This is a genomic window from Salimicrobium halophilum, assembly GCF_900100295.1.
Classification (GTDB): Bacteria; Bacillota; Bacilli; order Bacillales; family Halobacillaceae; genus Salimicrobium; species Salimicrobium halophilum.
The window spans coordinates 19,948-42,520 of record NZ_FNEV01000008.1 but is presented as its reverse complement, the minus strand read 5'-3'; the positions used below and the strand labels follow the sequence as shown (position 1 = coordinate 42,520).

General features: G+C 47.1%; 15 protein-coding genes and 1 riboswitch. Of the genes, 1 reads left to right on the top strand and 14 read right to left on the bottom strand.

The window, feature by feature from the left end; all coding sequences use genetic code 11:
• On the bottom strand, positions 1 to 1,980 hold the full coding sequence (gene uvrB / locus BLQ44_RS12295) for an excinuclease ABC subunit UvrB (RefSeq protein WP_093194204.1): 1,980 nt from the start codon (positions 1,978 to 1,980) through the stop codon (positions 1 to 3).
• A 250-nt stretch (positions 1,981 to 2,230) separates the two neighbouring features.
• The gene (locus BLQ44_RS12290) at positions 2,231 to 3,814 is read right to left on the bottom strand and encodes a peptide chain release factor 3 (protein ID WP_093194203.1); all 1,584 of its coding nucleotides are present in this window, start codon (positions 3,812 to 3,814) and stop codon (positions 2,231 to 2,233) included.
• A gap of 162 nt (positions 3,815 to 3,976) precedes the next feature.
• Here BLQ44_RS12290 and BLQ44_RS12285 point away from each other — a divergent pair, with 162 nt between their 5' ends.
• A complete protein-coding gene (locus BLQ44_RS12285; protein ID WP_093194202.1) occupies positions 3,977 to 7,135 on the top strand; it encodes a DEAD/DEAH box helicase in 3,159 nt (1,052 codons plus the stop codon).
• Positions 7,136 to 7,395: 260 nt separating this feature from the next.
• Here the strand turns inward: BLQ44_RS12285 and BLQ44_RS12280 are convergent, their stop codons facing one another.
• From BLQ44_RS12280 to BLQ44_RS12225, 12 genes are all read right to left on the bottom strand, one after another.
• A complete protein-coding gene (locus BLQ44_RS12280) occupies positions 7,396 to 8,277 on the bottom strand; it encodes a COX15/CtaA family protein (protein ID WP_093194201.1) in 882 nt (293 codons plus the stop codon).
• A 133-nt stretch (positions 8,278 to 8,410) separates the two neighbouring features.
• Positions 8,411 to 10,108: a sensor domain-containing protein gene (locus BLQ44_RS12275; RefSeq protein ID WP_093194200.1), complete on the bottom strand. Its 1,698-nt coding sequence runs from the start codon at positions 10,106 to 10,108 to the stop codon at positions 8,411 to 8,413.
• 117 nt (positions 10,109 to 10,225) lie between these two features.
• Positions 10,226 to 11,068, bottom strand: a complete 843-nt coding sequence (locus tag BLQ44_RS12270; protein ID WP_093194199.1) for an ABC transporter ATP-binding protein — start codon at positions 11,066 to 11,068, stop codon at positions 10,226 to 10,228.
• 125 nt (positions 11,069 to 11,193) lie between these two features.
• A complete protein-coding gene (locus BLQ44_RS12265; RefSeq protein ID WP_176757514.1) occupies positions 11,194 to 12,339 on the bottom strand; it encodes a PDZ domain-containing protein in 1,146 nt (381 codons plus the stop codon).
• Between the two features lie 100 nt (positions 12,340 to 12,439).
• On the bottom strand, positions 12,440 to 13,939 hold the full coding sequence (locus BLQ44_RS12260; protein WP_093194197.1) for a S41 family peptidase: 1,500 nt from the start codon (positions 13,937 to 13,939) through the stop codon (positions 12,440 to 12,442).
• Between the two features lie 446 nt (positions 13,940 to 14,385).
• Entirely contained in the window at positions 14,386 to 14,691 is a 306-nt protein-coding gene (locus BLQ44_RS12255) for an STAS domain-containing protein (RefSeq protein ID WP_093194196.1), read from the bottom strand.
• Between the two features lie 11 nt (positions 14,692 to 14,702).
• A complete protein-coding gene (locus BLQ44_RS12250) occupies positions 14,703 to 16,775 on the bottom strand; it encodes a FapA family protein (protein ID WP_176757513.1) in 2,073 nt (690 codons plus the stop codon).
• A gap of 820 nt (positions 16,776 to 17,595) precedes the next feature.
• A riboswitch (cyclic di-GMP riboswitch) is annotated at positions 17,596 to 17,679 on the bottom strand.
• Positions 17,680 to 17,991: 312 nt separating this feature from the next.
• Positions 17,992 to 19,368: a murein hydrolase activator EnvC family protein gene (locus tag BLQ44_RS16805; RefSeq protein WP_093194194.1), complete on the bottom strand. Its 1,377-nt coding sequence runs from the start codon at positions 19,366 to 19,368 to the stop codon at positions 17,992 to 17,994.
• A 25-nt stretch (positions 19,369 to 19,393) separates the two neighbouring features.
• Complete coding sequence (ftsX, locus tag BLQ44_RS12240) at positions 19,394 to 20,287, bottom strand: permease-like cell division protein FtsX (RefSeq protein ID WP_093194193.1); 894 nt, start codon at positions 20,285 to 20,287, stop codon at positions 19,394 to 19,396.
• On the bottom strand, positions 20,277 to 20,963 hold the full coding sequence (gene ftsE / locus BLQ44_RS12235) for a cell division ATP-binding protein FtsE (protein ID WP_093194192.1): 687 nt from the start codon (positions 20,961 to 20,963) through the stop codon (positions 20,277 to 20,279). Before ftsE ends, ftsX begins: the two co-directional genes overlap by 11 nt.
• A 263-nt stretch (positions 20,964 to 21,226) precedes the next feature.
• The gene (gene cccB / locus BLQ44_RS12230) at positions 21,227 to 21,613 is read right to left on the bottom strand and encodes a cytochrome c551 (protein ID WP_093194191.1); all 387 of its coding nucleotides are present in this window, start codon (positions 21,611 to 21,613) and stop codon (positions 21,227 to 21,229) included.
• A gap of 39 nt (positions 21,614 to 21,652) precedes the next feature.
• Positions 21,653 to 22,525: a YitT family protein gene (locus tag BLQ44_RS12225; RefSeq protein WP_093194190.1), complete on the bottom strand. Its 873-nt coding sequence runs from the start codon at positions 22,523 to 22,525 to the stop codon at positions 21,653 to 21,655.
• Positions 22,526 to 22,573: the final 48 nt, after the last annotated feature.

The following is a 22,573-nucleotide window of genomic DNA, read 5'->3' as shown; positions in this document are numbered from 1 at the left end:
TCATCCTTCCGCTTTTAGTTCAAGCAAAATATCACGCAGTTCGGCTGCCCGTTCGAAATCGAGATCTCTCGCCGCCTGCTTCATTTCCGTTTCCATGTTATCGATGAATTCCTGCCGTTCCTGTTTGGTCATTTCTGAAGGTTTCTTATCGAAAGCAGAACTTTCTTCCTCTTCGGCTTCGCTTGTCGCCTGAATGACGTCACGGATCGCTTTGTTGATGGTTGTCGGTGTGATTCCATGTTCTTCATTGTAAGCCATCTGCTTCTCGCGACGCCGCTCCGTTTCGTCCATAGCGATACGCATCGAATCGGTGATTTTATCAGCATACATAATGACGGTACCATCATCGTTACGTGCTGCACGGCCAATGGTCTGGATGAGAGAGCGCTGGGAACGAAGGAAACCTTCCTTATCCGCGTCGAGAATAGTGACGAGAGAAACTTCCGGTATGTCTATCCCTTCACGGAGCAGGTTGATTCCTACGAGCACGTCATATTTTCCGAGACGGAGGTCCCGGATAATTTCGATACGTTCGAGCGTCTTGATTTCAGAGTGGAGATACGCGACTTTGATGCCGAGTTCTTTCAGATAATCCGTCAGATCCTCGGACATTTTCTTCGTCAGCGTCGTGACAAGTACACGCTCATTTGCATCCTGACGCTTATAGATTTCTCCTACAAGATCATCAATCTGACCATGGATCGGTCGGACTTCAATTTTCGGATCGAGGAGGCCGGTCGGTCTGATAATCTGTTCTGTAACCTTATCGGTATGTTCAAGTTCATATGGACCTGGGGTCGCCGATACATAGGCGATTTCGTTGATATGGTTTTCGAATTCATTGAACATAAGCGGACGGTTATCAAGCGCTGAAGGCAGACGGAAACCATGATCGACAAGAACCTTTTTCCTTGCCTGGTCTCCATTGTACATACCCCGAATCTGCGGAATCGTTACGTGAGATTCATCGATCATGATCAATGAATCATCGGGAAAATAATCGAGAAGTGTGTAAGGGGTCGCTCCTTTCTCCCGGAACGTCAGGTGTCTGGAGTAGTTCTCGATCCCGGAACAGAAACCCATCTCCCGCATCATTTCAAGGTCATAATTGGTACGCTGCTCTAAACGTTGCGCTTCTAAAAGCTTGTCTTCTTCTTTGAAAACCGCCAGCTGTTCTTCCAGCTCTTTTTCTATGTTTTCGATCGCTTTTTTCATCTTCTCTTCGCGTGTTACGAAGTGGGAAGCCGGAAAGATTGCGACATGCTCCCGGTCTCCGATGACATCCCCCGTGAGAACATCCACTTCACGGATCCGGTCTATCTCGTCTCCGAAGAATTCCACACGAATGGCATGCTCTTCTCTTGAAGCAGGGATGATCTCAACTGAATCCCCGCGCACGCGGAAGGTACCGCGCTGGAAATCGATATCATTTCTTGCGTACTGAATATCTACGAGGTTGCGTAGAAGTTCGTCCCGATCTTTTTCCATACCCATCCGTATGGAGAGGACCATGTTTTTATATTCTTCAGGTGAACCTAAGCCGTAAATACATGACACGCTTGAAACGATGATGACATCGTCACGTTCAAACAAAGCGGATGTCGCCGAGTGACGCAGTTTATCTATCTCGTCGTTGATGTTCGCATCCTTTTCGATGAACGTATCCGTCTGAGGTACGTACGCCTCCGGCTGGTAATAATCGTAGTAGCTGACGAAATACTCGACAGCATTGTTCGGGAAAAATTCTTTGAATTCGCTGTACAATTGACCGGCAAGGGTCTTGTTGTGGGCGATGATCAAAGTCGGTTTCTTGACTTCTTTAATGACGTTCGACATCGTGAACGTCTTCCCGGTCCCTGTCGCCCCGAGAAGCGTATGATGTTTCTTTTTCTGATTGATTCGTTCGACTAATTCTTTGATCGCCTGCGGCTGATCCCCCTCCGGAGAAAAGTCCGAGACCAGTTCAAATGTATGTTCCACGAAGAAAACCTCCGTTCCTATCTTTTCCTCTATAGTTTACCACAATAGTTTACCATTCTAACCTCCTCCAAACAAATGTTCTTATTCGGAGAATTATTCATTTGCGGACCTCCAGCAAGTTTTTGCGGAGCTCATGCTCTTTTTTAAGGACATTCGACAACATTCGACACGCATTTGCGGACCTGAAGCCAGCTTTCGCGGACCCTTCCAGAATATTTATAACGAAAAAAGAGACGACCATTACGGCCGTCTACTCATTCGTTTGCGTATACTGATTGACTTCGAACAAATCGATAAGCTCCACATCCGGATGCTTATCTTTGAACCAGCGCAGGGAAAAGTCGTTCTTGAACAGGGCGACTTTATTGCCTTCGCGGTCTTCGACGAGCATATTCCGGTCATCGAACAGAGAAGAGTCGACCTGGTCTTCTTTCAGCCAGCGTGGAATCCTCTCTCCGTATGGAGTCAATTCGATATCTACATTATATTCATGCTTCATCCGATATTCGAACACTTCGAACTGAAGTTCACCGACAGCTCCGATAATATAATCCTCGAAATACGGACGTTTGAACAGCTGGATCGCACCTTCCTGCACGAGCTGTTCGATCCCTTTATAGAACTGCTTCGCTTTCATGACGTTCTTAGCTGTCACTTTCTTGAACTGCTCAGGCGGGAACTGCGGCAATTCGTCGTATTCAAACGTCTCTTTGCCGGTAAGGAGCGTATCGCCGATCCGGTAGACGTTCGGGTCATAGATCCCGATGATGTCCCCGGCATAGCCTTCTTCCACAGTATTACTCGAAGACGCCACGAATTGCTGAGACTGCGCCAGCTTGAACGCTTTCCCGGTACGCCCGAGTGTTACGTTCATTCCGCGTTCGAATTTCCCGGAACAGACACGTACGAAAGCGACACGGTCCCGGTGTTTCGGGTTCATATTCGCCTGGATTTTGAAAATGAAGCCTGAGAATTCTTCATTTTCCGGAGATACGAGCCCTTTCGTCGATTTCCGTGGCGTCGGAGCAGGGGCCATATCAAGGAACGTATTGAAAAATGTCTCTACCCCGAATGGAGCAAGTGCACTTCCGAAGAAGACCGGTGTCTGCTCTCCTCGCAGCACTTTTTCGATTTCAAACGTATCTCCCGCTTCATCGACGAGCGACAGTTCTCCTTCCGCTTCCTGATAGGTCGGGTCTTCCGTCAACTCCGGGTGATTGTCGAGTTCGCTATAAGGAATATACTCTTCCTGTTCGTCTCCGGCGTATTTCACGAACTGTTCATTGTTGCGGTCGAACACACCCTGGAATCGTTTGCCCATGCCTACGGGCCACGTCATCGGATACGTTTCGATTTCCAGTTCAGACTCGATTTCCTCGAGAAGATCGAACGGCTCGCGGCCTTCACGGTCCAGTTTGTTCATGAACGTGAAGATCGGAATACCGCGCATCCGACAAACTTTGAAAAGCTTAAGCGTCTGTGCCTCAATTCCTTTCGTCGCATCTATAATCATAACCACCGCATCTACAGCTGTAAGCGTCCGGTACGTATCCTCACTGAAATCTTCGTGTCCTGGTGTATCCAGAATGTTCACCTGGTACCCGCGATAGGGAAAATTCATCACACTTGATGTAACGGAAATTCCGCGCTGCTTCTCTATTTCCATCCAGTCCGACGTCGCGAACTTTCCTGATTTCTTTCCTTTGACTGTACCTGCTGAACGGATCATGTTACCGAATAACAGCATCTTTTCTGTCATCGTCGTTTTACCGGCATCCGGGTGCGAAATGATCGCAAACGTGCGGCGTTGTCCGACTTCTTCCTGTATCGTCATCGTTATTCCTCCACTCTCACTGAATCCCTCACCAAAAAGTAGCATACAACAGATCTGAAATCAATCCGCGCTCCTCAAACTTTTCTAACCTTAAGTATAGCACAGCACAAAACGTGAATAATTGTTATAATGGAAAAAAACGAAACAGTTAGGATGCCAGTGATGCAAGCGAATCTACTACAACCGAACAAAATCAAACAACGCACAGGAGAGGCCTTTTTCAACCGGGGAAAGACGTATTTCGAGCGGGGCAAGGTGTACGGACTTTCCTATAATGAAGCCATCCAGTCCTGGCGGGCCGTGGTGACGGGTACCGATGATTACGAAGTACGCGTCTTCTTTTTTGATGAAGGGGATTTCGACAGTACCTGTGAATGTAAAGCCTATGAAACGTACTATACGTGTAAGCATATCGCGGCTGTCCTTCTCGCTATCCGGGACGAATGGCTCGACAGCCTCTCTCCGGTGATTGCCGATCGCAACACAGAGAAACGGGCAACGCTCAGCTATGCTCAACATCTTACTGATGCGTTCCGTAATGAGACCGTCCTCCCGGAACAGAAAACGTCTCTTCTCTTCCATTATTATTTGCACGTATCGCCACGTGATATCAGTCTGGAATTCAAGATGGGGGAATATTCCCCTTACGTCATCAAGGATATCAGAACATGTGTCCATCACCTCAAGGAAGGAAAGCAACTTCCGATTACGAAGAAGTTTTCTTATGACCCATCCGTACATACCCTTACGGAAACGGATGAACAGATCATCGAACTGTTGGCGCTCATCAGTCAGGAAGAGAGCTTTTTCGGAGATCAGTTTTCCATGCCAAGAGAACGCAGGTACCTCCCCGTTCCTCCGGCGCACGCTTATCAGTTGCTCGGGTTGCTTGATGAACAGAAAACGGAAGTGCTCGAATGGAAGCAGGCGATCGGACCCCTTTCCTATTCCGAGCTTCCTTCGTTGTCCTTTGAGGTCAATCGTAACAAAGGGGCTTTCCAGCTGTCTTTCCGGGAGTTGGAGAAATACCGTTATTTGAAAGACTACCAGCTGTTGCAGGATGAAAATACACTTTATGCTCTGAAGGAAGACCAGCTCGAAGTCGTACGAAAATGGAAGCAGGCGATTCCCTTTGAAACGTCTGATCCACAATACATCCCGACTTCTGATATGGAGGCTGTTGTGTCTCACGTATTGCCGACGCTAGAAGAAGCAGGGGACGTCCACTACAGCGAGGAAGTAACGAAAGCGATCATCGACGAACCGCTTGTGAGTGTCATTTCCATCGATCATCAGGACTGGGCACTGACGCTCGATCTCAAGTTCCACTACGGCGATCATACGGTCGACCCGTTCCGGAAGCAGTCCTCTCCAGGGATGATCATCAAAAGGGACTATACCAAAGAAGATACCATCATGCAGTTGATTGAACAGGCGGATTTCAAATTCGATGGCGCCGCGATCTACCTCGATGACGAAGATAAAATCGATGTCTTCGTACGATCGACGCTTCTCCGGCTGCAACAAATCGCCGATGTCTATTTATCTTCTAGCATGAGAAATCTGCTTCAGACTTCGCCGGAACTGAAACCGACGATTGATGTAAACGAATCTACGGACTGGCTCGATATCTCCTTTGAAATCGACGGCATCGGAGAAGAGGATATCGTACAGGTCATGCAGGCAGCGATGGAAAGGAAGAAATATTACCGCCTGACCGACGGTACCCTGCTTTCTTTGCAGAATGACTCTTTCGACCGTTTCCGTGAATTGACGGATGAACTCGATGTAAAGTCCATCGATGACGCTACCCTCTCGGTCTCTCAGATGCGAAGTATGCAGGTGGATGAAGTGCTTGAAGTGAACGAAGAAGAACGGAAGCAGCGGTTCCAGACGCTCATCACTCACCTGAAGAATCCGGAAGTGAGTGAGCACGAGCTTCCTTCAGGGCTCAATGCCGACCTGCGCCCTTATCAATTGACCGGCTTCCGCTGGATGAAGACGTTGGCTACGTATTCACTCGGAGGAATTTTAGCGGATGATATGGGACTCGGGAAAACGATCCAGACAATCGCCTTTCTGTTATCGGAATTCGAAGAGAAGAACGATCTACCGCGATCTCTGATCGTAGCACCGGCGTCACTCGTCTTCAATTGGAAAAAAGAGATCGAAACATTCGCTCCCGGGTTAAGTGTCGAAGTGATTTCCGGAACGAAACAGGAACGCGACTCGAAACGCGAGAAGTCGGATGCGGATATTTGGGTCACTTCTTATCCACTGCTTCGCCGGGACGAAGAAGCTTACGAAGAAGATAAATTCCACGCCTTCATTCTCGATGAAGCACAGGCCATCAAGAACGAAACGACGAAAGTATCGAAATCGACGAGACAGATCAAGGCGAAGCATAAGTTCGCACTGAGCGGCACGCCTATCGAAAACGCGCTGACCGAACTATGGGCTATTTTCCAGACGATCATGCCGGGATTCTATCAGAATAAGAAAGAATTCCTTCAGCTATCTCACGAACAGATTTCACGTATGACCCGCCCGTTCATCCTGCGACGGATGAAGACGGAAGTACTCGACGACTTGCCGGACAAGATCGAAAGTGTCCAGTATTCAGAACTTACGAGAAATCAGAAAGAAGTATACCTCGCTTACTTGGAACGGATCCAGAAAGATGTCCAGGAGACGATCCAGACGAAAGGATTGAAGAAAGGGAAAATCGAGATATTGGCAGGACTCACACGCTTGCGACAAATCTGTTGCCACCCTTCTCTTTTCCTTGAGAACTATGAAGGAACATCCGGCAAGCTTGATCAACTGAAGGAATTGCTTGATGAACTGAAACAGAACAACCATCGGGTGCTCCTCTTCTCCCAGTTCTCGAGTATGCTGACGATGCTGCATGAAGAACTGACCGCTCTCGGGTATAACTGTTTTTATCTGGATGGAAGTACGAAAAGTGAAGACCGGATGAAGTACGTGGAGCGATTCAACAGTGGAGAGAAGGATATTTTCCTCATTTCTCTGAAAGCGGGAGGAACCGGACTGAATCTGACTGGAGCGGACACCGTCATTCTGTACGACTTATGGTGGAATCCCGCCGTCGAGGAACAGGCAGCCGGGCGGGCGCACCGAATCGGACAAAAACGGAGCGTCCAAGTCGTGCGTATGATCTCAGAAGGTACTATTGAAGAACGGATCTACGAGCTGCAGCAGAAAAAACGCGACCTCGTCGATCAGATCATACAGCCGGGTGAATCTATGCTTCAATCGCTCAGTGAAGATGACATCAAAGAGCTTTTTCAATTGAATTAGATAGATCACATTCAAAAGTGGAAAAGGCTGCTTGCTCCCTTTTCCCTAATATAACTTATGAGGCACTTTCTAGTCACAAGGACGAGAAAGTGCCTCATATTTTTTCATTTCCTACATTTATCAAGAACCTGCTCTCCAAACCGCCTCATTAAAAAATGTATAAGACACTATTCGCCCACAGCCTTCGAAAAATCACCTCATAGCACCCGTCCCACAACTAAAGAAAGCGACTCTGCCCACCGGCAAAGTCGCTTTCTTCTTTAAAATGCGCGCTGTTTCAACTTGAACCAATACCCGCCGAGCACCGCTCCCCCGATCATCGTGGTCAGGGTCGAGAGTATCATGTGAATCGAAGACGCCAGTACGAGATTTCCAGTTACAACGATAACGATTCCTACCGCTCCGTTCAAAAGAATCGTCAAAAAGTATAGCCAGGATAAAAAGATATGATAACGAAATTTCGATGCGTAAATGATGAACCAGATCGCACTGACCAGAATGATCACTGTAGCTACCCAGTGCAGGGAAAACAAGGTGTTAGCGAGCGCCTCTGATTCGATCAGATATTCCTCTGCTCCGACATCAAGCATGACATTACTTGCCCGGCTATGTTTGAAGAAGGCTCCGAAAACGACCTGGGCTATGTAAAACATAAATCCGAGAACAAAGGCACGATAACTCATCTTCACTGTTCCCTGATGTTTTTTCTCTAAAGCGACAGGATTTTCATGCAAGCTGTAACTCAGCAAGACGTTATTCAGCAACAACAATTGACTGAACGTGACATCAAGCGTGGTAAACCCGGGAGGTGTACCTAGCAAGACGTTGAACCCGCCGATCAGAGACTGGACAACGAGAAGAATCAGACTAAGTGCTGCAAACGTGAGTACCGAACGCTTTCTTTTATAGAAATATATAGCTCCTACTGCGTTGATGAACGTGACGACAGCCAGAAGCGGGATGAACAGGCGATGGGAGTATTCGACAAGGACGTGATAATCCGTAAAGTCCGGGATCACCTGTCCGTTACAAAAAGGCCAGGAAGTCCCACATGCGTCCCCTGAGTTCGTGGCGACGACGAGATTCCCGAGAATCAGGGATACAAACGTCACGACCACTGTAAATATAGAAAATTTCTTCATCAGTACCCTTCCTTATCTGTAACACTTTCCAAAAAGAATCCAATCTTTATCATACCACGAAACACTCAGGTTCGATATCAGCCCTGTACAATTTAATTATGAATTTTTTTTGAAATCCTTTTCCTCATCACGGCTAAAAGGACTCCTCCGGCTCTGCAAAAGCTACAAGACCGATCCCCTGTTGCTTACTTCTGTACAGCGCTTCATCCGCTTTTCTCAATAGCTCTGATACGGTACGGGCCTGGGAAGGATAAAAAGAGACACCTATGGAAAACGAAGAAATGATACGGTGTCCTTCTATGTCATAGGGCACACCCATGTGCTTTTGGATCCGGGCAGCAACGTTCATAGCCGCTTCTTCGGTGGAAAGATTTTTCACCATAACCGCGAATTCATCACCGCCGAGCCGTCCGACCGAATCACGGTCGCGAATCACTCGTTTCAGCCTCACTCCGATTTGCTTCAGAAACTTGTCTCCCACCTCGTGACCATAAAGGTCATTCACTTCTTTGAATCCATCACCGTCCATGTAAAGGATTGCGAAGGACCCATCTACACTATCAGCATGATCCATCGCCTGAACGATGCTATCCTCGAACAGCCTGCGGTTCGGAAGTTCCGTAAGATGATCGTAATAAGCGTACTCTTTCAATTTCTCGACATAGTCCACCTCAGACGTTACGTCTCTAGAAATCAGAACGAAATGTGCTTTGAATTTCCCGGATGGCACCGGATATCCACGACATTCAAACCAGCGCCACAGCCCTGACTGCATCAGCAGGCGTATCCGGAACTGAAACGAATCCTCGAACTGTCGGGATCGGAGAAACGTCCGTAGCGCCATATCCCGGTCGTCCGGATGGATATAGGAGGTCACTTCCTCGGCCGTCCACCCTTCAACATTGTATCCGAGCCATTCCATGTGCGAAGGAGAACTGTAGATGACCCTCGCTTTCTCATTGAATACGGTGATCAGGTCGTGGGAATGATCGGCGATTACCTGGAATTTCTCTTCGCTTTGATGGATACGCTTCGCCGCCTCGACCCGTTCCGAAATATCGCGGACCATAAAGCTGACCGCACTGATTTCCTCGCGCCGGTTCAGAACAGGAGCCATCGTAATGGACACATCAATTTCCCGACCCTCTTTGTGACAACGGACAGTTTCGAACCCGGAAATCGTATTCCCCGCTGCAGCTTCCTTCAGAAGATGAAGGGTCTCGGCCTTTCTTCCCTCGGGAACGAATTTATAATTGTCGGATGACAGTTCTTCCACAGTATACCCGTAGAGTTCTTCAAACGCTCCGTTCACCTCGATGATTTCACCATCTGTTGAAGTGATAAGTACAGCATCCGGTGTATTACGGAGAAGCGAACGATAAGTCGCACTTACATCAAGAAGATCTTCCTCTTTTACGACGACCTCCGTTTCATCCTTCGTAATCGCCAACACATGGGTGACGGTACCCGCTTCATCAAACAAAGGGGTAAGAACCGTTTCCCCATAAAAATAATCTCCCTTATGCAAGACTACGTCTTCGTATGTATAAGCTTCTTTATAATGAACGACATGTCTATATTTCTCTTCTATATCGGCAGCCGCGATTCTACCCACAAGTTTCCTGATGGATTTCCCTTCCATCTCTTCTCTTGTAACATTATGATAACGCTCCGCAGCACCATTCATGTAGGTGTAGAAGAATGTCTCGTCCTTCACCCTCATGATGAATACGAGGTCGGATACCTGTTCTAATACCAGACCAAGCATCTCTTCGTTCGAAAGTAAATCATCCGGAAATAAAGACAGAGGATCAGTCCTATTTTTACTCATCGCTACTCAAACTCCTATTCCGACGTATCGCACGCCTATATAGACACCTGTGTATATTTCACTCCTATTATAACGGATTTCTTACCAATAAAAAAGATACCTCTAAATCGAGGTATCTTACGTCACCGAGTGGATTTGTTGTTGCCTGGCTTCCGCCTGTGCCTGCTTGATCAGACAGCGACCTTTGCCGTGTGGAATACACATCGGTGTACCGAATAGCGGATCTTCCCGTACATCACACATCATATCGAACACGTTATGCATCATTTCACAGGAGACGACCTCTTCCGGTTTTCCCTGGGTATAAACGGTCTGGTCCCGAACAGCGACTATATGATCGGCATAGCGGCAGGCAAGATTGATATCATGCAGCACCATCACAATAGTACGGTTATAGTCCTGGTTCAGATCGAAAAGCAGGTCCAGCACTTCAATTTGGTGAGTCATGTCCAAATATGTCGTAGGCTCATCCAGCAAAAGCGTATCCGTATCCTGAGCAAGCGTCATGGCAATCCAGGCACGCTGGCGTTGCCCGCCTGACAAGGAATCGACGGTACGATCTTTCAACTCTTCCAGGTTGGTATCCGTGAGTGCTTTATTTACAGCCGTTTCATCCTGTTCAGACCAGCGCTTTGTGAAGCTCTGGTATGGGTACCTTCCCTGCTTCACGAGCTGGTACACCGTAAGTCCTTCAGGCGTCGATGGACTTTGCGGAAGAATCGCCATTTTCTTAGCCACGTCTTTCGTTTTCATCCCGGAGATATCTTTGTTATCAAGAATCACCTGACCTTCTTTCGGTTTCAGAAGGCGGGCAAGCGAGCGGAGCAGGGTGGATTTCCCGCAGCCGTTACTTCCGATCAGAACAGTGATTTCCCCTTTAGGAATCTCTATATCAAGAGAATCGATGATAATCGAATCACCGTATCCCAGCGTCAAATTGTTGGCCTGCAATGTATCCATAGGCTGTATCTCTCCCTTATAATCGCGGGTTACGTTAAAAAATTCTGACAACTACGCACTTTTTATTCTTCACTATAGATTTTAATCGCTCAACCTTGCCTTGTCAATGATTTTGAGAATCGTTTTCATTCGACCGAAAAACCGATATCCTCTTCCCACTCGTGATTGGAGCGGACGAAAATCAGCCCTAGCTCGTGGTGATCCGATTCATATAAAGCACGTCCGGCATGTCGGATTTCCCCCTGACGATCTTTTATCTCAAGCTTCGTGAACGCTCCGCGGAAATGAAGCTGTTCATACATCTGTTTTTCGGAATTGACTTGTACTCCGTTCACCTTATGAATGATTTCTCCCGCTTCGATTCCAAGCTTGGCGGCAGGACTTCCCGGTACGACAGCCAGCACCCGCAAGCCATGCGTACTATCGTGAAACAGGGACATATGTGTCTTGTTCTCTTTGAAAAACAACAGCAGACGACCAAGCACCAGAACACCGATAGCAGCAAAAGCTACGGATGGCACCCAATAGCTCACAGCGACAAGCAGCATCGCCAAAACACCGAGATTTCTCATGCCTATCGACAGTTTTTCAGCAGTTACAGAAGGAAGTTCAGCACGTGCCGTCCACTCGTAAACGCTGAATAAAGGAAGAATGATCAGTCCATATCCATCTCCCGTCTCAAGAAGAGGAAAGTAGAAAAATTCAGGCAGCCCACCAGTCGGGAAGAGAGTAACGACAGGCAACCATTGCAACCGTCGCACCCGGTGCTGACCGATATCCTTCCCCCTCGGCCCTTTCATACGCTCCGGAAACGTATCGTTCATCGTCAGCTGCTTCAAATGACGGGCCTCGAACAAAGCCACTCCTGTTAATAGAACGGCAACCCCTGTAACGGAAACAGGAACCGTCCATGAAGAGAACTGATTCAGAAGCAGAGCCGCGACCAGTGCCACTCCTCCTATGTAAATGAACGAATACCAGCGAAAGCCGCCTGTCAGCGTGAGGATGAGTGCAACTCCGGCGAGGACAAAGGAAAAAGCAAGGGACACTTCCACCCCTATAAGAATGAACAGTAAGCTTAGGAGAAGACTGTAAAGAATCGAAGCTTTCGTCTGGGTCCACTCCGCCAGTACCGGATGGATGCGTACGCCGAACATCTGTCTTTCTTTTTTGATCCGCCACACCGTGAGGACCAGGGAAAATGCAATCACCATATACCATAGTGGCTGCATAAACAATCTCGAAAATGCCATCATCCCTTCACCTATCATTCCTGAGCTACCCCTTTCCATCTATCTTTTCTTATGTAGAAAAAATTCCGTAGTCATAGAGACTACGGAATATATTCGGCAGAATTCTCTCTATTCCTGCTCAGGAAGAGAACAAGACATCCACAGCTTTTTGCATCTGTTTATCATTCTCTTCTTTCTGCACTTCTTCGACAACCTTTTCTTCCAGAGCTCCTCCGGTCTTCTCATTGATTTCTCCGGTTACACTAAGACCGTTGGCACGCTGGAATGATTCTACAGCTGCTTCCGTTCCGTCCCCGAAGGATCCATCGGTTTCTGTCTGGTCGTAGCCGAGACCCGCGAGCATTTGCTGAGCGTTCTTCACGTGATCGCCGGATGCTCCGACTCCGAAAGTATCCTCCACGGTAATCGGGTGAGTGTAGAAGAATTCAGGCTGCTTCACTTCTACCGTCGGACTTACACCTTTTTCATGAATCCAGTTCCCTTCAGGGGTCAGCCATTTGAACATGGTGAGCTTCAAGGTGCTTCCATCTCCCATCGGTACTGCCTGCTGGACCGTACCTTTTCCAAAGCTCTTTTCCCCGACGATAGGGTGGTTTCCGATCTCTTTCATCGCTGCTGCCAGAATCTCGGAAGCGGAAGCACTCCCTTCATCGATCAGCACGGAAATCGGATACTCCTTGCCCGTTTCCCGTTCTGAGAACTCTTTGGAAACTTCTCCGGCCCGGTTTTCGATTTGAACAATCGGTTTATCACCAGGCAGAAGGGTTTTCAGAATATCCTGGACATCAGTGAACAATCCGCCCGGGTTTCCGCGGACATCGATGACCAGCCCTTCCATCCCTTCATTCTCAAGCTCCGTCAACGCCTTGTCGAACTCTTTCGAAGTTTCTTCAGAGAAAGAGGTGATTTCAAGAACTCCTACTTTCTTGCCATCCACTTCTTTTGTATCTTTGTATACGGATTTCTTAGGAATCTCATCCCTCGTAATCGTAATGTCGATCAAATCCGGGGCTCCGGGACGTTCTACGGTAAGCGTTACGTCCGTACCCTTTTCGCCTCTGATCTTATTGACGGCTTCCTGAAGATCGAGTCCTTCCGTCGATTCTCCGTCAATCTTCATCACCTGATCATTCGGCTTCAACCCTGCTTCTTCTGCAGGAGCGCCTTTGATAGGGGCAACGATCGTCACTGTGTCATCAACCATACTCACTTCCGCTCCGATTCCCTGGAACGACGATTCGATAGACTGATTGAACTGACTCATCGTTTCCTGGTCCATGTAGGTACTATAAGGGTCTTCGAGCTTTTCGACCATACCCTCGATCGCCCCTTCGACCAGTTCACTCTTCTCTACATCCTCGACATATCTGTCACTGATGATGGAATAAGCCTGTTCCACCTTCTTCAAATTGGACGAACCTTGCACACTCTCAAGGAACGACTTCTGTTCTTCTTCTGATAAATCTCCGAAATTGCCTTCTTCGGAGGAGGCAGAGTTACTCGTGGAAGTCGCTGTATCTCCGGGTCCGAACCACTGCATGCCGGCATAAGAACCGCCAGCCCCGACGAGAAGCGCTACGAGCACCAGTACAATCACGTGACGACCTTTCCAATTCATAGCGATGTCACCTTTCTCTTCAAACTTAGATGCTTTCCTTATCTTAACACATAATTGTAAAAATGCTCGAGAGAAAAGTGGAATCGCCCAGTTTAGAAACTTCAGTCATAAGCATCCCGGTCAGACAAAAATCGCTATTTCTTTTTTTCTGACCGGGATGCTTATGGCTCGGGTTTCTGGGTCAGGCAACTGGACATCTAGAGAAAAGTGGGATCGCCTATTCACAAAGATCAGAATTGATCATGCTACACTTTAGCCTACGTACATAAAATCATTACCGGATAACTTCAGATAACAGGTAGTTTACCAAAAGGCATGCTTAAAGATAAAGCATACTTATTTTTATAAAACATTTTATTGTACTCCTTCTCCAACCCCCCCATAACTCAATGAACCTACAAAATTATGGCCTGAATGCTGGAATTTCTGCACTCAGACCATATTTTTCAAGCGATCACTTCTTCGCCGACAATCTCGGCAAATTCTACAACATCAAACATTTCCCTTATATCCTCCGATGGATGAACGATACGGACTCTTTCATAGTGTTTCTGAAGCTCTCTGACAAAATGAAGAAGCCAACCGATTCCCGTTGAATCCATGAATTCCACTTCTTCAAAATCTATATGCACTCTCTTTACAGATGAAAGCAGTGTAATTTTACGAAGTTCATCGACCGTCTCAATATCGATGGAACCTCTCATCATCAACATCCACTCATTATCTACTGTATACTGGGTGATGTCTATCATTCTTTTCCCCCTCAAAACAAGACTAATTCTTCGTCTTCGTCCAATCGTGCCTGAACGTTATGAGCAGTTTTCAAAAAAACATGCCTTCTATTTCCGACCAGTACGATGGTATCTTCGTGAACGGTATCAAGCTTTACGACTCCCTCCTTGGAAGTACCGACGATAGCCCGTACTCCTCCACCTTCGATTCCGGTTTCTGAGGCATGCACTTCCTCTGAAGCGAATAAGTACCCACCCCGGACTACCCCTGTAATATCGATTCTCTGTGCGGCATGAAGCTTCGAATTATAACATCCGGGCCCTTTTATGAATATATTCCCACTTGAATAAATCTGGCTCTCAAGAGAATACGGAAGCACGACTTCCACTTCACTTTCAGTCACTTCCCCCTCCATCGCCTGAAGCCATTCAGCTATATATATTTCAAACTCGTGGATCGCCTTCACTGTCTGAAAGGCCTCCGGATGATACAGGAGAAAGCCTTTTTCAAGTCGCTCCTGTATAAAGATCCACTCTTCTTCGAGAGACTCCTTGTGGTTTTTCACCTTTGACACGTAACGTTTCATCGCTTTACGTACCCAGGCAAGCTTCTTTTCCATCAGAAGTCTGAGTAAAGAGCTGAGGCCCTTTTTGGAGATATCCTTATTGGAGAAGGAAGATACGCCCATCAGCTGTTCTGCAGCATTCACACATTTCTTGATCCCTGATAATACAGTATTCAAGTCATCCGTGATCTCCTGGACGATAAACGTACGATCACCGGCGCTCAGGTTGCTCTGGATCACATTTCTCCTCGCATAAATAGATCTCGCTGACTCCACTTTGGAAAAATGAATCGAGCCCTGCACCTGGACTTCCCCCTTGGCTTTCACTTCCATGAACTCACGGATACTTCCGTTGACTTCCACATCTCCATAATAATCGACATTTCCGTACTTTACGTCCACATCACGATTCACATAAAGCTTCGGAACAACTTTCACTCTGCAAAGAACGCCTCGTCTTTCCACATCAAGTCGGCCTTCGGAGAGGGATACGAGCTGATCCGGTTCTATCAGATGGACACTTTTATCAAGGCGAAGCTTTACGTCATGAACCGGAGGAGGTGGCACCTCTTCCCCCTGAAGGTCTACCCCCGGAGTCCCCGGAACGGCAGCGATCACTTTTCCCAGCACTTCTCCGCGCGACACATTGGAAAACTGACGGGCGTTCTTGAAATCCACCGTTCCGTCATCAAGCTCTTTGTATTCCACTTTTTCAGACGTCGTATCTATGTAAAATTCTACATCCCCGTTCGTACCGGGGATGGGGGATTGTCCTTGTGCGACCTTGAAGACATCTGATTCTTCCGCGAAAACGGCTTCTTCGATCGCATTATGGTTCACCCCTTCCGTAACCCCGTAATCTTCCAGCCACTGGTACACATCCTTCTTCTTCAGAGTGTTCTCTGGAACTTCCACTTCTTTCACTTTCACTTCCAAATTACGAGTAGGCTTCTGATCCACGATTTCGTACTTCTTCACTTTCCCTACTTCTAGTTTAACGGTTGCCTCCATTTTCTTTTGATCCATGTGCATTTTCCATACCGTCTCTTCCCGTTCCTGGTCTGTAAGCAGGGTCAACACATCTCCGGATTCGATAATGGCGGTGGTCTTGGTTTCTTCCCCATTTTTCAGAAGAGTCACTTCCTTCCTGGGGGTAATCGTAGGGTAATCTTTCTCATCGTAATGATGATAGCGGACTTTCCCATTCTCGATCCACACTTCACTTTTCGCCTCCTTTTTTACTGGAGCCGAAGAAAGGGAAGAGGTAGCATCCTCATAAAGGACCTGCTCTATATCATCAAGCCAGGACTCTTCGGTTGCTGTGATTGTATTCGTCTTATCCCGGGTGTAAGTCACCTTGACGACAGCGGGCTTCGACCAGAGTGCACGTTTCTTCCCGGAATCGATCACTTCTATCTCTACTTGAGCCCGATCCTTGCCCATGACGGATAAAGCCGACTCAATGGCCTCTTCGATGTTCTTTCCTTTAGAAACCATACTTTTCACCACCGCATTCACCTCCCTCATCAATGCTTTCATCATAATGCCACCATTGTGTAGCTCGTCGACAGAGAACTTCATTAACATATCCGTTTTCATCAGATATGGAAAAGGTCCGACCACCAAGCGGGTCACTGTCTATTCACAGCCCGCCCGGATGCCCGGACCCATTCGAATATTCATCGTACTGTCTGACATAGACTATTGTGTTCAGAGAAACATTTTCTTTTTGGTCCTTGCTCCGCTTTCACGTGGATTTTATATTATTTTTTCACGTAAGAAGCGGCTGTGCTGAAAAGGTTGAGAGAGTCTTGATTCTCATTGGCCCGAGGGACTCTGCAAGTATCAAGCCTTGTATCTATTAGAGTGGGAGAGCTTCGTAACTATTTCCCGGGAAATAGTTACAAGTCGTTTCGACATAGTTCTTAAAACCATTCGGTCTAAGGGAGAGTTCTTACATTCAGAAATCCATCGATTCCATAAATGTCTATCCAGAAAAAAATGGGAGACTTACAACCAACCTTTGAACGTATCATCGTTACACCTCAAAATAAGAAACAAATTACAATATACGATCGATATTTATTAGAGTGGGAGAGTTCAGTCCAAGTTACTCCTAAGGACAATTTGAAATGCTGCTGCCATAAGAGACAGAACATACACCTATAAAAATGAGTGTGTAGAGCTTTGATCACTTATCAGCCGTTTTTACTGAGTTATCATTCATTTTTCAGGCAATGTGAATCTATTCTACCAGTCAGGGATCGTAATAAGTTTTGAAGACAGATGAAACGAAGCAACTTGCTTTTGGTGTGTTTAAAGATAAGAGGGTTAGTTTCACTGTTTATCACCACCTTTATTCGATAACCGGCTGCCATGGAATATATTCTTTAGGCCCCTGGCTTTGCGTCCCTTGCTTTCACAAGGTTTGCCTTTGTCGTAAAGCATGTTATATGAAATTTCATTGCCTGCAGTGAAAGGGGTGAGACTATATGAAGTCTCCATAGAGGAAGCGTAAAAGTAGACTCATATACGGTGAACAAGTGAGAATCATAAGACTGCCTGAGTTGTCACTCTTATGTCATTCGGACCAATACGATAGATTTACACTTCTTACTGTTCATTATAAAGGATGGGGAGAAGAAGTCAATGTTTTATTTCAATATTGCGTCAATTTTCTATCCTTATAATGACGAATAAAGAATCCTCCAAAAAAAGATCCCCTTGCCTATGCGCAAGAGGATCGATTGATTTATCAGAAATTGATATAGTTTCTCGGGTTGGTTGCATTACGCTTGTCCAGCGTCCAGGAGCCTCTGTGCAATTCGAAATGCAGGTGAGGACCTGTCGAACGTCCGGTGTTCCCCATAAGTCCGAGCTGCTGTCCCTGGTCCACCCATTGACCTTCGCCCACTTGTCTGTTCTGCATGTGAGCATACACGGTCGTGTACACCTGACCACCGACAGAGTGTGTGATCATAACGACATTTCCGTACGTACTGGAGTAGTAGGAACGGAACACTTTACCAGGGGCAGAAGCGACGATCGGAACTCCGTTGCCGCCGATATCCATACCAGCGTGCTGCCTTCCTCCACGAGGACCCATTTCAGATGTTACAGGTCCGACAGCCGGTCGGATAAAGTTGCTTCCGGTAACTGCCGGTGCAGAGCTGCTTCCTGCCGAGGAAGACGAACTGCTGCTATCGGAGCTGGATGAACTGTTGGACGATGAGCTCTCTTCTGCAGCGGCAGCTGCGGCTGCCTCTCTGCGTTCTCTGGCTTCGCGCTCTTTTCGTTTTCTTTCTGCTTCCCTTTTCTGGCGCTCAATCTCTGCAGCACGTGCTTCCGCTTCTTCAATCGCCGACTGGAGAGACGCTTCCTGTTTCTGAAGGATCTCTTCTTCTTCCTGGAGAGCAAGTTTCGTTTCATGCAATTCTTCATGTTCGATCTCAAGCTCAGCCATCAAGTCTTCTTTCTCTTTCAGCTGGCTGTCGAGATCCGCCTTCAGCTGTTCAAGCTCCTTCTTCTGATCTTCCAAAGAAGCTTTCTTGTCTTCTAATTCCTGCTTCTTATTCTCAAGCATTTTCTTTTCTTCGATATGGACATCGAGAATATTCTTATCCTGATCCATGATCGTCGTAACTGCGGAGGCCCGCTCAAGGAAATCCCCGAAACTTTGGGATCCGAGCAGTACTTCTAAGTACTTGACGTCGCCACCATTCTGCTGAAGTGCGCGAAGACGGTCAGACAACAGTTCTTCACGCTTGGCAATACTATCTTCAAGCTCAGCGATTTCTTTTTTCAATGTTTCAATGTCTTCTTTCGTCTGTGCAATCTGCTGTTCTTTCTCCGTCAGTTTTTCCTGCGTGTTCGATAGTTTCGTGTCTATCTCTTCGATCGCTTTTTCTGTCTCTGATTGCTTCTGTTCATTCTCTGTAAGCTCGGATTCTTTCTGTTCTTTCTTCTCCGATACATTTCCCTGACGTTCATCGATATTATTCTGCTTTTCGCGAAGGTCATTGATTTCATTATTCACGCTATCGAGATTCGCAAACGCGGTACCCGGCATAGCCGTGAACATAAGCGCGACGGATAACGTCGCTGTCAGTAGTGCGGAACTTCCTTTTCTCATTTCTCTTATTCCCCCTAAAGATGGCTTATACTTTCAGGAATTTGCGTACGCTCATGACACTTCCCCAAATGCCGATGAACACGCCTATAGCTAAAATCAGTCCGGACAACTGCCAGACGAATGGATGAAAGGGCAATAGCTGAACGAATTCGAAATTGATGGAATCTCTCAAGTAGTAATAGAGGTAGTAATATCCTCCTGCCAGGGCGGCGATCGGGATAATCGACCCCAACAGACCGAGGAGCATTCCTTCAATGAAGAACGGCCAGCGGATAAAGGCGTTGGTGGCCCCTACCAGTTTCATAATTTCAATCTCTTTCTTCCTGGCTAAAATCGTAATACGCACCGTATTCGAAATCAGGAAGATGGCTGTGAATACGAGGCCTACGATCAGAGCAAGCCCGATCGTTCTTGCGTATTCGTTGAATGTGAACAATCGCTGTACAATCTCTTCCCCGTAATCGACGTCATAGACGTAATCGAGATTTCTCGATGCTTCCGCGATGGAATCAGCGGCCGTCGGCGTGGACGGATCGATGATATAGACGTCATTAAGCGGGTTGGTCTGTTCAAACAATTCGAAAGCCTGTCCCTGATCCCCGAGACTGTCCACCAGTCCCTCGAGCTCCTCTTCTTTCGAGGAATACTCGACCGAAGCGACATTATTGATGGCCTCGAGATCAGTCCCGAGCTGGTCTACCTGCTGTTCATTCGCTGTGCGTTCGATGAAGACGCGAACTTCCACATCATCTTCGACAGAAGTTGCAAATTCGTTCAAGTTCAACATAACTGCTAGGAACACACCGACGAGTAAAAGCGTCGTCGTTGTTGCCCCGACGGCAGACACGGTCATCCAGCCGTTCCGGAATACACTTTTGCTTCCCTCTTTGAAATGACGACCGAGTGTTCTAAATTTCATAACCGTAATCCCCCCGGTTCTCGTCACGGGCGATCATTCCATCTTCGATCGCAATGACGCGGCGACGGACGGTATTCACGATTTCCCGGTTATGGGTCGCCATCAGAATCGTGGTTCCTTCCGCATTGATTTCTTCTAATATGTGCATGATTTCCCACGACGTCTCAGGATCAAGGTTCCCGGTCGGTTCATCTGCAATCAAAATGCGCGGACGATTGGCGATAGCTCTCGCAATCGATACGCGCTGTTGTTCTCCTCCTGATAGTTCATCCGGTATGAATCTCGCTTTATTTTTAAGTCTGACCTGATCTAGCACGTCCATGACACGCGTCCGGATATTCGACGGATGCTCCTCGATTACTTCTAAGGCGAACGCCACATTTTCATATACCGTCAGCCTCGGAAGTAATCGGAAATCCTGATAAACGACGCCGACATTTCTTCTCAGTTTCGGAATCTGTCTTTGTTTCATCGTAGATAAATCGAAATCGTTGATGAGAATACTGCCTTTGGAAGGTTTCTCCTCTCGGAAAATCAATTTCGTGAACGTCGATTTCCCCGCGCCACTCGGACCGACAATGTATACGAACTCCCCCTGGTCGATACGGGTGTCGATGCCGTTCAATGCAGTGACGCCGTTAGGATACGTCTTGTATACTCCCTGCATTTCTATCATTTGTTAACCACCTATACTTTTCGTTGTTGTAGACTTTCCCGTATTTTTTCTCTCTTTTTCTCTCGTTCAAAAAGTCCTTCATCATTATAACATCAGATCCGAGCATTTTCGCTCAACAAATTATTACATTTGTATTTCAGCTTTGAAACAATTGTTCTCAATAATAAACAATATATCAAGTTTATCACAGAACCGTTCGTTTCCTATCATTTAACACGAAAAAACCCCACACTTAAAAATGTGTGGGGGAGAACCATTAAGTATTATTTCATTTGCGCCAACCAGCCGGCAACCTGTTGAGCCGTCTCGTCGTCTACATTCTGCGCAGGCATGTCGCCTTTTCCGTTCTGGATGATATCCATAATCTCGTCTTCGGAGTAATCTGCTCCTACGCTATCAAGCGCCGGACCTACGCCACCGCCGAGGTCACCACCGTGACAGCTTGCACAGTTCGCTTGGAATGCTTCTTCAGCAGCTGCTGAATCCATTTCTCCACCGCTGTCCTCGCTACCTTCATCCATGCCTTCCTGTTCTTCCGTGGTCGTGTCTCCGCCGGAGTCATCCGATGAACCTTCATCGCCGCCTCCACCGCCGCAGGCTGCCAATACAAGCATTGCCGCGAAGAGAACCGTCAATAACTTCCACTTCATGCAATCCCTCCTTCTGTTCATATGGGTATTATATCCTTTTCAGGACGTTTTGAAACCTTCCCCGAGAACTTCCGTCGCATTCATCGTCACAATGAAGGCACCAGGATCGATCTCTTTCACAGTCCGGGTCAGTTTCGTGAATTCATTCTGTTGAACGACGCACATGATAACCGGCCTGTCTTCTTCCGTATATCCACCGGCTCCTTTTAAAATCGTCACACCGCGATCGATATCATCAAGAAGTGCTCGTCTCACTTCTTCTTCCCGTTTCGAAATGATCATGACATTCTTCGATGTATTGAATCCTACTTGAACAAGGTCAATCGTACGGCTTGTAATGAATAACGAAATGAGTGCATACAAACCTTCTTCAACTGAGAACACAATCGCCGACGTGAATACGATCATTCCATCCAGAATAGCGATACAGATTCCGAGCGGAAGTTTCGTGAACCTATGTATCACCTGTGCTCCGAGATCGACACCACCCGTCGACGCACGTCCGCGGAAGACGATTCCAAGTCCGAGACCGACACCCATCCCGCCGAATATTGCACCAAGAAGAGAATCATTTGTCGGAACGGTAATATCACTCGTAATGAGGACGAAAAACGGCAGTACCATCGTTCCTACAAGCGATTTGATGCCGAAATTTTTCCCAAGGATAAACAGCCCCATCAGGAAAAATGCGATATTCAGAATCCACTGCACAATTCCAGGTTCCCACCCGAATACATCTTTCGTAATCGTACTGATTCCGGCAACGCCGCCGGATGCGATATTATTCGGCAACAGGAACAAGTTAAAGGCCAATGCCACAAATAGAGAACCGAGCACGACGTAAATCATTTCAATCGTGAAACGCAGATGCGCGGGCATCGGTTCTCTGCGATATTTACCTAAGGTAACCATGCTCATTCCTCCTCTCTTCAACCGTAGAGGAGTATATCACCAGGTTTC